Origin of the sequence: Lentihominibacter faecis, from assembly GCF_014306095.1 — a bacterium.
Taxonomy (GTDB): Bacteria; Bacillota; Clostridia; order Peptostreptococcales; family Anaerovoracaceae; genus Lentihominibacter; species Lentihominibacter faecis.
This window is the reverse complement of sequence record NZ_JACRWC010000024.1, coordinates 1-11,348: the sequence shown is the minus strand read 5'-3', so window position 1 is coordinate 11,348 and position 11,348 is coordinate 1. Positions and strand designations below refer to the sequence as shown.

The 11,348-nt window shown below is 47.7% G+C and carries 16 protein-coding genes and 1 pseudogene; 13 read left to right on the top strand and 4 right to left on the bottom strand.

Annotated features, from left to right (window positions below; translation table 11 throughout):
• The 4 genes and pseudogenes from H8876_RS01225 to H8876_RS01210 form a co-directional block, all read left to right on the top strand.
• Positions 1-162, top strand: a pseudogene (locus H8876_RS01225) (IS200/IS605 family transposase); the annotation flags it as partial.
• Positions 163-390: 228 nt separating this feature from the next.
• Positions 391-741, top strand: coding sequence for an IS66 family insertion sequence element accessory protein TnpA (gene tnpA, locus H8876_RS01220; protein WP_249286202.1), 351 nt, complete (start codon positions 391-393; stop codon positions 739-741).
• Positions 738-1,160 (top strand): IS66 family insertion sequence element accessory protein TnpB, encoded by a 423-nt coding sequence (tnpB, locus tag H8876_RS01215; protein ID WP_249286201.1) that lies wholly within the window; start codon positions 738-740, stop codon positions 1,158-1,160. Before tnpA ends, tnpB begins: the two co-directional genes overlap by 4 nt.
• 145 nt (positions 1,161-1,305) lie before the next feature.
• On the top strand, positions 1,306-1,683 hold the full coding sequence (locus H8876_RS01210; protein ID WP_283241720.1) for a transposase: 378 nt from the start codon (positions 1,306-1,308) through the stop codon (positions 1,681-1,683).
• Positions 1,684-1,714: 31 nt separating this feature from the next.
• Here H8876_RS01210 and H8876_RS01205 read toward each other — a convergent pair whose 3' ends face one another.
• Positions 1,715-2,068 (bottom strand): cupin domain-containing protein, encoded by a 354-nt coding sequence (locus H8876_RS01205; protein WP_249286199.1) that lies wholly within the window; start codon positions 2,066-2,068, stop codon positions 1,715-1,717.
• Positions 2,069-2,210: 142 nt separating this feature from the next.
• Between H8876_RS01205 and H8876_RS01200 the strand changes: the two genes are divergently transcribed.
• Positions 2,211-2,543: a winged helix-turn-helix transcriptional regulator gene (locus H8876_RS01200; protein WP_008373705.1), complete on the top strand. Its 333-nt coding sequence runs from the start codon at positions 2,211-2,213 to the stop codon at positions 2,541-2,543.
• Positions 2,544-2,582: 39 nt separating this feature from the next.
• Here H8876_RS01200 and H8876_RS01195 read toward each other — a convergent pair whose 3' ends face one another.
• Both H8876_RS01195 and H8876_RS01190 read right to left on the bottom strand, forming a co-directional pair.
• Positions 2,583-2,921, bottom strand: coding sequence for a type II toxin-antitoxin system RelE/ParE family toxin (locus H8876_RS01195; RefSeq protein WP_249286198.1), 339 nt, complete (start codon positions 2,919-2,921; stop codon positions 2,583-2,585).
• Between the two features lie 2 nt (positions 2,922-2,923).
• Complete coding sequence (locus H8876_RS01190; protein ID WP_249286197.1) at positions 2,924-3,220, bottom strand: type II toxin-antitoxin system RelB/DinJ family antitoxin; 297 nt, start codon at positions 3,218-3,220, stop codon at positions 2,924-2,926.
• A gap of 269 nt (positions 3,221-3,489) precedes the next feature.
• Here H8876_RS01190 and H8876_RS01185 point away from each other — a divergent pair, with 269 nt between their 5' ends.
• A complete protein-coding gene (locus H8876_RS01185; protein ID WP_249286196.1) occupies positions 3,490-3,744 on the top strand; it encodes a type II toxin-antitoxin system prevent-host-death family antitoxin in 255 nt (84 codons plus the stop codon).
• Positions 3,737-4,066 (top strand): type II toxin-antitoxin system RelE/ParE family toxin, encoded by a 330-nt coding sequence (locus tag H8876_RS01180; RefSeq protein ID WP_249286195.1) that lies wholly within the window; start codon positions 3,737-3,739, stop codon positions 4,064-4,066. Before H8876_RS01185 ends, H8876_RS01180 begins: the two co-directional genes overlap by 8 nt.
• 91 nt (positions 4,067-4,157) lie before the next feature.
• On the opposite strand, the gene spoIID is transcribed toward H8876_RS01180, so the two are convergent.
• Complete coding sequence (gene spoIID, locus H8876_RS01175) at positions 4,158-5,282, bottom strand: stage II sporulation protein D (RefSeq protein ID WP_249286194.1); 1,125 nt, start codon at positions 5,280-5,282, stop codon at positions 4,158-4,160.
• Positions 5,283-5,442: 160 nt separating this feature from the next.
• Here spoIID and H8876_RS01170 point away from each other — a divergent pair, with 160 nt between their 5' ends.
• The 6 genes from H8876_RS01170 to H8876_RS01145 all read left to right on the top strand — a co-directional run.
• The gene (locus tag H8876_RS01170; RefSeq protein WP_249286193.1) at positions 5,443-6,015 is read left to right on the top strand and encodes an NAD(P)H-dependent oxidoreductase; all 573 of its coding nucleotides are present in this window, start codon (positions 5,443-5,445) and stop codon (positions 6,013-6,015) included.
• Between the two features lie 25 nt (positions 6,016-6,040).
• On the top strand, positions 6,041-6,883 hold the full coding sequence (locus tag H8876_RS01165; protein WP_249286192.1) for a fumarate hydratase: 843 nt from the start codon (positions 6,041-6,043) through the stop codon (positions 6,881-6,883).
• Positions 6,883-7,443 (top strand): Fe-S-containing hydro-lyase, encoded by a 561-nt coding sequence (locus H8876_RS01160; RefSeq protein ID WP_249286191.1) that lies wholly within the window; start codon positions 6,883-6,885, stop codon positions 7,441-7,443. Before H8876_RS01165 ends, H8876_RS01160 begins: the two co-directional genes overlap by 1 nt.
• A gap of 55 nt (positions 7,444-7,498) precedes the next feature.
• Positions 7,499-8,767, top strand: a complete 1,269-nt coding sequence (locus tag H8876_RS01155; protein WP_249286190.1) for an O-acetylhomoserine aminocarboxypropyltransferase/cysteine synthase family protein — start codon at positions 7,499-7,501, stop codon at positions 8,765-8,767.
• Positions 8,768-8,792: 25 nt separating this feature from the next.
• A complete protein-coding gene (metA, locus tag H8876_RS01150) occupies positions 8,793-9,719 on the top strand; it encodes a homoserine O-acetyltransferase MetA (RefSeq protein ID WP_177265595.1) in 927 nt (308 codons plus the stop codon).
• A 13-nt stretch (positions 9,720-9,732) separates the two neighbouring features.
• Positions 9,733-11,348: fructose-1,6-bisphosphatase (locus tag H8876_RS01145; protein WP_249286189.1), on the top strand; the 1,616-nt coding region annotated here is incomplete at its 3' end.

Here is an 11,348-nt window from a genome sequence, read left to right as displayed (position 1 = left end):
TATCGAAATCGAGAATTCTGGTGCAAAGGATATTATGTTGATACGGTAGGAAAGAACGAGAGCCGAATTGCGGAATATATCAAACATCAGATGGACGAAGATAAGCTGGGAGAACAGATAAGTATTCCAGAGGTCAAAAAGTATAGCAAAAAGAAAAAGTAAGCAGGTAGAGACGCAGCTGGCAGACTGCGTTTACGCGTTGGACGCGTTCTGCGAGGAATAAGGGCTATGCCCGCATGTGAAAAACCCCGCGTTTCACGCGGGGATCATTTTTTCGCTTGCAATACAGCTTCAAGTCTGCTTTGTGTAAGCGTCAAACCACAGCACATAGTCAGCGGGGCTAAAATATGAAAGAATGTCTCCATCAATATACAAACAGGAGGCAGCCATATGACGAATGAAAAAGAACAGCTGTGGTACACAAGGTTTTTAAACTATGCAAACAGCGGAATGCCGCGAACGCACTGGTGCCGTGAAAACGGTATCGCCGTATCTTCCTTCCGTTACTGGTGTAAAAAGTTCGATGCGATGCGCATCGATGACATGCAGGAGGATACAGAAAGCGCTACCAGCGGCTGGTATGAACTCAGCTGCAGCAGCGGATCAGAGGTGACTACTCAGGCTCCTGTGAAAACAGGAGGCACGATCCGGCTTCAGATCAAGGACCTGAAGCTGGAATTTCCGGCAGGAACAGATCCCGACATCCTGATCCGGATCTGTCGGGAGCTGATGAGGATATGAATCTGGGATATGAACCGGAAGGACTTAAGATCTATCTGTTAGGGGAAAGCGTAGATATGAGAAAACAGATGAACGGACTGATCGCACTGGTGGAAGGGACATATCATATGGATCCGTTCGAAAAGGCTCTGTTTCTTTTTACGAACAAAAAGAAAGACAAGATCAAAGCTCTGAAATGGGATGAAAACAGATTCGTCGTATACTACAAGCGCCTTGAGAGAGGAGCTTTCCGGATCCACGATCTTTCCGATGCGAAGGATGGAAAAATCACGATAGAGTCTCATGATCTGAGACGGCTGCTTTACGGTCTTGATATGGAATGCGTCCTGAAAAACGCTCCTTCATCTGTATGTGAAAGAGAGGTTGCAGGGACTTTGCAGAAGTGCATAAAACCGTTGAAATCACTGCGTTTTCATTGATAAATGTGCGTTTTTATGGTATCATAAAGATATGAAAAACAAGCAGCTGAATAAAGATCTTTCGTCCATGAGCTGAGACGAATTAGAACAGAATATCATAGAACTCACCACACAGGTGGAATCCCAGAAGCAGAAGATCTAGTAGCTGCAGGAGCAGTTCAACCTGCTGCAGCAGAAACGGTTCGGAGTATCCAGTGAAAAGGATATGACGGATGGAGATCAGATGTCGCTTTTCAACGAAGCAGAATGGACTGCAGATGAGGCAGACGGACAGATCCCGGAACCTGATATGGCAAAGGTGGCTCCGCCAAAGAAAACGAAGACAAAGGGCGGGAAGCTGCGCATGGTAAGCGGTCTTCCCAAAGAAACGATCGATTTCAAACTGTCAAAAGAAGAACAGATCTGCCCGGAATGCGGAGAAAAGCTGACAGAAGTCAGAAAGACCATAGCTGTAGCTGACGCCTGTAAAGCCGCTGACTGCATATTGAACAAAAAGAAATGCACAGTTCTTAGCTTATCGTGAACTGTGCATTTTTGTAAATAAATACTTTTAATTAGCCGATTACGGCATCCTCTGCTGTAAAATGTTCCAGAGAATTTTCTTTTACCTGAATGCAGATATAAGTAATTCCAGAAATATCGGATGCAAAAAACTGACGCTTTGCAGCAGGTGCGATTTTTAGCCAGTCTCCAGTTGAAAGGCTAATTTCTTCTCCATCAATTATGGCTTTGCCGTTACCTGAAAGAATTCCATAGATTTCTTCATTTTCTTTATGAGAATGAACAAATGGGACATTTGCGCCTGCAGGTAGTTCGTTTAAACTGATTTCTGCACCTGTTAAAGACAACTTTTCATGCAGTTCAATTCGGTTTTCCTTTTCGATAGTTGTTTTTGTGTAATTTGCCATAATAATACCTCCATAGTTAATTTGTAGTTTCTGGTTGCTAGGTATTAGTATAGTGTGAGACACATACAAAAACAAGTACGCACCTTTTTGTAACTGTACACTCAAAAATGAATGTGTTACAATAGACTCGGAGGTGAGAATTATGCGAGCAAAAGAAGAATTACCGGAATGCCCAGTTGCAACAGCAGTATCTCTTATCGGAGGAAAATGGAAACTGCTGATTTTGCGTAACTTGAAAGAACGTCCATGGAGATTCAATGAGCTACAACGAAGTATAGATGGTATTTCACAAAAGGTTTTGACAGATAGTTTAAGACAAATGATGAGTGATGGGCTGGCATATCGCCACGATTACCATGAGCAGCCACCGAGAGTTGAATACGGCTTAACGGAACTCGGAACAAAAATGCTTCCAATTGTTAATTCACTTGCTGACTTTGGTAACTACTATAAATCAATTATTGAACAGAATTAAGGACGTTAGTATTTGAAAATCTCGAACAATTCATGTTTATCACTCTGTATCGTTTAGCGACATATCCACCAAAGCCGCAATCTGATCTCTCCGCCCATAAATCACTGCTGTAATCCATACTGCCTTCTTGTCCTCGTCAATCAGATAATAAACAAGAAAATTCTTGAATGGCATTTTGCGGATTCCGTTTGTATGCCACGGTTCTTCCTCTGTAAGAGGGTAGCATGACGGCATAAAATCCAGCTTTGCGATTTCACTTTGCAGAGCGTCTGCCCATTTGCGTGCTGTTTCCGGTACAAACAGCACTTTGGAAATATACTGCACAATTGCTTCAATTTGCTCGATTGCCAGTGAGGTCAGCTTAACTTCATACCGCATACTTAAATACCCTCACGAATTTTAGCAAAGGCTTCATCAACAGAAAGTCCTTCTCCTGTCTTTGCCTGATGATAGCCTTTTTCCATCATTGTATTAAACTCGGCGTCCGTCATACTGTCCCTTGTAGGCAAGTTCGGAACTGTTAGTGAATATGGAACGCCGCCTGTCATAATGATTTGTCTGTATAAGGTATCGATCAAAACCGAAACAGGTAATCCTATCTTATCCAAAACTGCCTCCGCCTGCCGCTTAATTTCAGGCTGCACACGAGCCGTTACATTTGCACTTTTTGTTGCCATAATAAGCACCATCCTTTCTGTTATTGATCATAGCATATTGTATTGCTAATTGCAATACAATATGCACATACGAGCAGGGCGAAAATGATTTCTATAACTTAAAGTTGAAAATCAACCCGGTGATTTTATCTGTCAGAACTAACGTAATGTATTTTTAGTGAAGTGGTTGAATTAAAAACCAGCAATCAATGGAATTTGTGCGCTGTAAAATTTGCGGTTGAATTTGACAGCAAAGTAGAGTATGCTATAGGTGAAAGGAGTTGAGAAATATGCCAAATATCAAACCTGTTTCTGATTTGCGGAATTACAGTGATGTGCTGCATGATGTGACTGCTGGTGCTCCGGTTTTTTTGACAAAGAATGGGCGCGGCAGATACGCTATTTTAGATATGCAGGACTTCGAAAAAATGCAGGCGACGCTGCGGCTGATGAATGAACTAGCTAAAGGCCGAAAATCTGGAGAAGAAAAAGGCTGGCTGACATTAGAAAACGTAGAGAAAAAACTGGGAATCATCAATGAATAATTTACATTTTTCTGAAGAAGCCCAAAACGATCTCTTGGAAATTAAAACATATATTGAGGAAGAGTTACTGAACCCTTCCGCAGCCTTAGCAACTGTAAGTCGAATCACAAAGAGTCTTCGCATTTTACAGAATCATGCGCAGATCGGAGCACCATTATCTTCGATTGTAGATATAGAGAGCGATTATCGTATTATTGTAAGTGGGAATTACATCAGTTTTTATCGTGCTTATGATAGTGAAGTTTATATTGATCGTATCCTCTATGCTCGTCGCGACTATATGCGGATTTTGTTTGGAGATATTATACACGATGAATATTAAAATCACCTCGTACTTACGACGTTTGCGTCGCAACTTTACGGTCAGAAGGCTACAGTCCTGTTGGCAATGCCTGGGTGTGTGACAATCCCTTTCACCACACCTCCGTCCCCTGGTAGTAATGCGCCAGGATGTCCTTATAGTCATAGCCTTTTTTGGCCATACCGCTGGCACCGTACTGACTCATGCCGACGCCGTGACCGGAGCCGCTTGAGGTAAATGTGATCTTGCCTGCGGAGATCTTGATGGTAAAGTTGGTGGACGGGAGCTCCAGGGCTTCACGGACGGTGCGACCTTCGATGAGGCCGTTTCCGATCTGCATTTTTTCTACGTTGCCGCCGGTGCTGCGGCTGATGATTTTGATATTGGAGCTTTTGATGTCGCCGAAGGCGATCTTAGGGCAGTAGGCCCTTATTTTTTTTGCAAAGTTTTCGACGGTGAATGTATGCTGCTCATTCTGGTGGGTGGCCTCGTCTTCATAGGGGCTGTCGACGCTGACCAGGTAAGGAACGGATGCGGCAAAGACATCCTGGCAGTTTTCGGTTTTCCCTCCGCTGGATGAGTGAAAGAGAGCCTGCTGTACCAGTTCGCCCCGGTAATAAAGCAGCTGACCGCAGGTAGCGTCGGCTGCTTTGCAGATTTTTTTCCAGCCGTCTTTATCCTCCATCCAGGAGCTGCCCTTGATGGATTTTAAGTCAGAGGGATTCTGATAGACCTGGCAGTGAGTGGAATCACAGACAGGAGCCTCGGGGTGTGATTTGGGATTGCCTCCGGTTTCGGATTTCTGGATTTTTCCCAGGGAATAAGTCCTGGCGGCCACTGACTGAGCTTTGAGAGCTTCCAGGGGAAAGGACGAAGGCATTTCGCTGGAGACGACGCCTTTGACGTAGTCTTCGAAGTCCACGGTTTCGGTTTTGTGGGATGCTGTGCGCCAGACGGTGACTTTTTTCGGGATTTCTGCCAGTGCAAAGGGCGCAGTCCGGCTGCTTTTCCCGAAATGACCGGGATCTGCAGAAGGCGTGATCTTTGTAATAAGCCAGGGCACGGGAACCAGCAGGATAGTAAGGATGACGAAGATCAAAAGCACTGTCTTTACGAAAGGCCGGCGGAGGAGTCTTTGCAGGAAAAACAGGATCTCCCGGAACAGGGTGTTTGTTTTTCGCAGGGTCCTGCGAGTGTTTTTTCGATAGGTTCTTCTAAGGTGTTTTCTTCGGTACATGGATAGCCTCCTGAATGTGTTTTGTACAAGTTTATGATGAGATTTTCGTGTTTATGCCCGGGATTTGCGAGCGGGAGCGATCTGGATATGGTATAATGGATGCATCTGTGGGTGCGACGGAGATCAGCCGCATCCGGTTGCGGAAGGAGGCGGAAGCTTTATGAAAAAGACATTGTTTATCAACGCCTGTGTGCGTCCGGAATCCCGGACGAGGATGCTGGCGCAGCATGCCCTGGATCGCATGGGTGGAGAGATAACGGAAGTGGATCTGGGAAAAGAGAATATCGAGCCTTTGAGGTTGGAGCGGCTGGAGCTGCGGAACGCTTTGCAGGAAGAAAGAGATTTTTCCCATGAAATGTTTCGTTATGCAAAGGCTTTTGCTGAGGCGGATGAGATCCTTATCGCGGCGCCGTTCTGGGATCTGGCGTTCCCGGCGATTTTGCGGGATTACATAGAGAATATCTGTGTGCAGGGACTGACGTTCTACTATACGGAAGAAGGCTTTCCGGCCAGCCTTTGCAGGGCAAAGAAGCTTGTCTACGTCATGACGGCCGGCGGTCCGACAGAAGGAATGGATTTCGGGTTTCCGTATGTGGATACTCTTTGCAGAGTGTTCTTCGGCATCGAGGAGACTGCCTGCTTCAAGGCGGAGATGCTGGACGTGATCGGCGTAGATGCGGAGGGGGCTTTGCAGAAGGCGGCAGAAGAAATCGGCCACAGTGATTTTTTCTAAAGAAAAAACAAGGAGTTTTAACAGCATGAGAGAATTAGACGTACAATGTATTGCGGATAAGATCGCCCGGCTTTGTGTAGAGGCGAATCATTATCTGGGAGAAGATATCAAGGCCTGCATCCGGCAGAAGGCGGAGGAAGAGACATGGTCTGTTGCAAAGGATGTGCTGGCCAGCATCGAGGAGAACATCGCTATCGCAGAAGAAGGCGTATTCCCGCTTTGTCAGGATACGGGCATGGCGTGCGTATTCCTGGAGATCGGGCAGGATGTGCATCTGACCGGCGGGCTGCTGGAAGACGCAGTAAATGAAGGTGTGAGGAGAGGCTACGGAGAAGGCTATCTGCGGAAATCCATCGTGGAAGATCCACTTCGCAGAGTTAATACCAGGGACAACACACCGGCGTATCTCCATACGGAAATCGTAGCGGGAGATAAGGTGAAGATCACGGTGGCACCGAAGGGTTTTGGATCGGAAAACATGAGTCGTATCAAGATGCTCCCGCCCTCGGCAGGGGAAGACGGGGTCAAGGATTTCGTCGTAGATACCTGTCTGCAGGCAGGAGCTAATCCATGTCCGCCTATCGTGATCGGCGTAGGGATCGGAGGAACCTTCGACAAAGCGGCGCTGCTGGCCAAGAAGGCTTTGCTTTCTCCGGCGCAGGAACCGAATAGCGATCCGTATTACGCTCAGATGGAAACGGAACTTCTGGAACGGATCAACCAGCTGGGGATAGGTCCTCAGGGTTTTGGTGGAAAGACCACGGCGCTGGCAGTGAGCATCCGAACGGCACCGACCCATATCGCGGGGCTGCCGGTGGCGGTCAACGTCAACTGTCACGTCAGCAGACATAAGGAGGCGGTGCTTTAATGGAACACAGATTACAGGAACCTTTTACAAAAGAACAGGTGAAACATTTTAAAGCCGGGGACAGAGTCCTGGTGACGGGGACGATCTATACAGCGCGGGACGCCGCGCACAAACGGATCGTGGAGCTTTTGCAGAAGGGCGAAGAGCCTCCGTTTGACATAGAGAATTCCATCGTTTACTACGTAGGTCCAACGCCGGCGAAACCGGGACATCCCATCGGTTCTGCAGGGCCGACCACCAGCTACCGGATGGATGCGTATGCGCCGACATTGCTGGATCTGGGACAGCTTGCCATGATCGGCAAGGGACAGAGATCCGACGAGGTGAAGGAGGCCGTTGTGCGCAACGGAGCAGTGTATCTGGCTGCGATCGGAGGGGCGGCGGCACTCATGGCCAGACAGATCAAATTGGCAGAAGTCATCGCTTTTGACGACCTGGGAGCAGAGGCTGTCCGCAGGCTGTACGTAGAGGATCTGCCGCTGACGGTGGTGCTGGACTGCGAAGGTGGCGATCTGTACAGGCAGGGACGTGAAGAGTATTTGAAATCTGTACTGAAATAGTGTATAATTTTTTTATTAACGTTTTCGGATAAATACATGAAAGGAAATCAAAAAAATGGGCATCGGAACAAAATGTGTGCAGGATGGATATCGGCCGGGCAATGGAGAGCCGCGGCAGATCCCGATCATCCAGAGCACGACTTTTAAATACGATACAAGTCAGGATATGGGAAAGCTCTTTGACCTGGAGGCGGAGGGCTATTTCTATACGAGATTGCAGAATCCAACGAATGACTATGTTGCTGCAAAGATCGCTTCGCTGGAAGGCGGTACGGCGGCTATGCTGACTTCATCCGGTCAGGCTGCCAACTTCTATGCGGTATTCAATATCGCATCCTGTGGTGATCACGTGGTGGCATCCTCGACTATCTACGGCGGGACCTATAATCTGTTTGCCGTAACTATGAAGAAGATGGGGGTGGAATTCACATTCGTTTCTCCGCATGCAACGGAAGAGGAACTGGATGCGGCATTCCAGCCGAATACCAAGGCTGTATTTGGGGAAACCATCGCCAATCCGGCACTGTCGGTCCTGGATATCGAGAAATTTGCAGATGCGGCTCACAGACATGGCGTACCGCTTATCGTGGACAATACCTTTGCCACGCCGGTACATTGCCGGCCTATTGAGTTTGGTGCAGATATCGTAACTCATTCCACAACGAAATACATGGATGGTCATGGAGCAGGAGTAGGTGGATGCATCGTGGATTCCGGCAAATTTGACTGGACTAAATATCCGGATAAGTTCCCGGGGCTGTGTGAGCCTGATGACAGTTATCACGGCATTACATATGCAGAAAAATTCGGACTGGCAGGCGCGTATATCACGAAGGCTACAGCGCAGCTGATGCGTGACTTCGGATCCATTCAGTCACCGCAGAACGCGTTCCTTTTGAACCTGGGACTTGAGAGTCTGCATGTACGGATCAAGCGCCATGCGGAAAATGGTCTTGCTGTTGCAAAATTCCTGCAGGGTCACGATAAGGTGGCGTGGGTCAAGTACTGCGGACTGGAAGGCGATGATGATTACGAACTGGCACAGAAATATCTGCCTGATGGATCCTGCGGTGTCGTAAGCTTTGGTGTAAAAGGCGGCAGAGCGGCAGCGGAAGACTTCATGCAGAAATTAAAGGTGGCTGCCATCGAGACTCATGTGGCGGATGCGAGGACCTGCTGTCTTCATCCGGCAAGTGCGACTCACAGACAGATGAATGATGAAGAACTGGCTGCGGCCGGTGTGAGCCCTGATCTGGTAAGATACTCCTGCGGACTGGAAGACGCGGAAGATCTCATCGCAGATCTGAAACAGGCTTTAGAATAAGAACGAGTGAAGGAGAGCATAACGAATGCCATTAATAATACCGAATCAATTACCGGCAGCGGAAACGCTGCAGAGCGAAAATATATTTACCATGGAGAGAGGGCGGGCCAGTACACAGGAGATCCGTCCGCTTAAAATCGTCATCGTCAATCTGATGCCGACGAAGATCGCAACAGAGACACAGCTTGCAAGGGTGCTTTCCAATACACCGCTGCAGGTGGAAATGACGCTGGTGACCATGGGATCTCATGAATCGACTCATATCTCCCAGGAGCATATGAATTCATTCTACAAGACGATCGATGAGATCAAAGATCAGTATTTTGACGGCATGATGCTCACCGGTGCTCCCGTGGAAAAACTCCCGTACGAACAGGTGGATTACTGGAAGGAACTGAGCGAGATATTTGAATTTGCCAAGACCAATGTGTACAGCAGCATGTTTATCTGCTGGGGCGCACAGGCAGCACTGTATTATCATTACGGTATTGACAAACATATCATGGATCACAAGGTGTTTGGCGTGTTTGAACACAAGGTGCTCCGGCCTCATAATCCGCTGGTTCGCGGATTCGATGAATATTTTTATGCTCCGCATTCCAGACACACAGAAGTGCTCAGAGAAGATATTCAAAATGAGCCGGCGCTGCGGATCCTGGCTGATTCGCAGGAAGTGGGGCCACATATCATTTCCACGGAAAACGGACGACAGATCTTTGTAATGGGTCACCAGGAGTACGATAAAGGTACGCTGGCAGGTGAATACAGGCGGGACGTTGATAAAGGACTTGAGATCGATGTTCCGAAGAACTATTTTGAGAATGACGATCCGGAGGGAGAGATCCTGTTCCGGTGGCGCGCTCATGCCAGTCTGCTGTTTTCCAACTGGTTAAACTACTATGTATACCAGGGTACTCCATATGACCTCAACGAATTGGAGAAGAACCAATAAGGAGGAACTGATTTTGGTAGATAAAAACCTGCTGAGACATTTGGCCAAGAAATATCCTGATGTAAAATCTGCAACAGAGGAAATCGTAAACCGCAACGCGATCCTGTCTCTGCCGAAGGGAACGGAATATTTTTTCAGTGACCTGCACGGAGAGCACGAGGCGTTTATCCATATGCTCAAGAGTGCTTCCGGTGTGATCCGCTCTCATATCGAAGAGATCTTCGGACCGGATCTGACCCGGGAGGAGCGAGAAGAACTGGCTGCACTGGTGTATAATGCAGATGCGGAAATCAAGCGACAGAAGAAAAATCCGGAGCTGGATTTTGATAAGTGGTGTAAGGAATCCATCATGAGTCTGGTACTGATCTGCAAGGCGGTATCCACTAAGTACACCAGATCCAAGGTAAGAAGAAGACTTCCTAAGGAATATGCCTATATCATCGACGAGCTGCTCCATGCAGACGACGAGGAAAACAAGAGCAATTACTACGGCAAGATCATCAGCACCATCGTAGAGTGCGGGATCGCAGAGGAATTCATCGAGGAAATGACGAAGGTCATCAGCTCACTGGCAGTAGATCGTCTGCACATTATCGGGGATATTTGGGACAGAGGATCTCATCCTGATCTCATCATGGACTTTCTCATGAATTATCACGATGTGGATTTCCAGTGGGGAAATCACGATATCGTATGGATGGGCGCAGCTACAGGCAACTGGGCCTGCATCACCAACGTGCTGCGAATGAATATCAGTTATAACAATTTCGATATGCTGGAAATCGGATACGGCATCAATCTTCGTCCGCTGGCGACCATGGCAGAAAACATCTACGGCGACGATCCGTGTGAGTTTTTCAAGCCGAAGCGGCTGGATGAAAACAAGTTCGACCCGGTGGATGATTCACTGGCATCGAAGATGAACAAGGCCATTGCCATCTGCCAGTTCAAGGTGGAAGGGCAGCGTATCATGGCGCATCCGGAGTACCATATGGAAAACCGGCTGCTGCTGGATAAGATCGATTTCGAAAAGGGGACCGTGCAGCTGCGCGACGGGGAATTCCCTCTGCGCGACACCAATTTCCCGACCATAGATCCGGAGCATCCTTACGAGCTGACGAAGGAAGAACGGGAGGTCCTCAATGCGTTAGAGGCTTCTTTCCTGCAAAGTGAAAAGCTTCAGAAGCACATTCGCTTCCTCTACAGTCACGGCGCGCTGTACACGGTCATCAACGGCAACCTGATGTATCATGGCTGTATTCCAATCGACGAAGACGGCAATTTTGAGGATTGCACAGTCAATGGTGTGACTACATCCGGCAAGGCTTATATGGATTATCTGGATGAACAGGTCCGCAAAGCCTATTTTGCTCCTGATCAGTCACAGGAAACGGGAAGATCGGGAGATCTTATGTGGTATCTGTGGCTCAGCAGCAAGTCACCGCTGTTTGGTAAAGATCAGATGACGACTTTCGAACGGTGTTTCGTGGCAGACAAGAAAACACATAAGGAACACACCGTTCCGTATTATAAATTGATCAACCGAAAGGATATCTGCGAGAAGATTCTGGCAGAATTCGGCCTGGATCCGAAGACTTCTCATATCCTGAACGGTCATGTACCTGTCTC

Bases quoted from the DNA above. Each gene is read 5' to 3' on its own strand.
- tnpA (WP_249286202.1), top strand. From the start codon at position 391: ATGACGAATGAAAAAGAACAGCTGTGGTACACAAGGTTTTTAAACTAT.
- tnpB (WP_249286201.1), top strand. From the start codon at position 738: ATGAATCTGGGATATGAACCGGAAGGACTTAAGATCTATCTGTTAGGG.
- H8876_RS01205 (WP_249286199.1), bottom strand. From the start codon at position 2,068: ATGGCAAATTACACAAAAACAACTATCGAAAAGGAAAACCGAATTGAA.
- H8876_RS01200 (WP_008373705.1), top strand. From the start codon at position 2,211: ATGCGAGCAAAAGAAGAATTACCGGAATGCCCAGTTGCAACAGCAGTA.
- H8876_RS01195 (WP_249286198.1), bottom strand. From the start codon at position 2,921: ATGCGGTATGAAGTTAAGCTGACCTCACTGGCAATCGAGCAAATTGAA.
- H8876_RS01190 (WP_249286197.1), bottom strand. From the start codon at position 3,220: ATGGCAACAAAAAGTGCAAATGTAACGGCTCGTGTGCAGCCTGAAATT.
- H8876_RS01185 (WP_249286196.1), top strand. From the start codon at position 3,490: ATGCCAAATATCAAACCTGTTTCTGATTTGCGGAATTACAGTGATGTG.
- H8876_RS01180 (WP_249286195.1), top strand. From the start codon at position 3,737: ATGAATAATTTACATTTTTCTGAAGAAGCCCAAAACGATCTCTTGGAA.
- spoIID (WP_249286194.1), bottom strand. From the start codon at position 5,282: ATGTACCGAAGAAAACACCTTAGAAGAACCTATCGAAAAAACACTCGC.
- H8876_RS01170 (WP_249286193.1), top strand. From the start codon at position 5,443: ATGAAAAAGACATTGTTTATCAACGCCTGTGTGCGTCCGGAATCCCGG.
- H8876_RS01165 (WP_249286192.1), top strand. From the start codon at position 6,041: ATGAGAGAATTAGACGTACAATGTATTGCGGATAAGATCGCCCGGCTT.
- H8876_RS01160 (WP_249286191.1), top strand. From the start codon at position 6,883: ATGGAACACAGATTACAGGAACCTTTTACAAAAGAACAGGTGAAACAT.
- H8876_RS01155 (WP_249286190.1), top strand. From the start codon at position 7,499: ATGGGCATCGGAACAAAATGTGTGCAGGATGGATATCGGCCGGGCAAT.
- metA (WP_177265595.1), top strand. From the start codon at position 8,793: ATGCCATTAATAATACCGAATCAATTACCGGCAGCGGAAACGCTGCAG.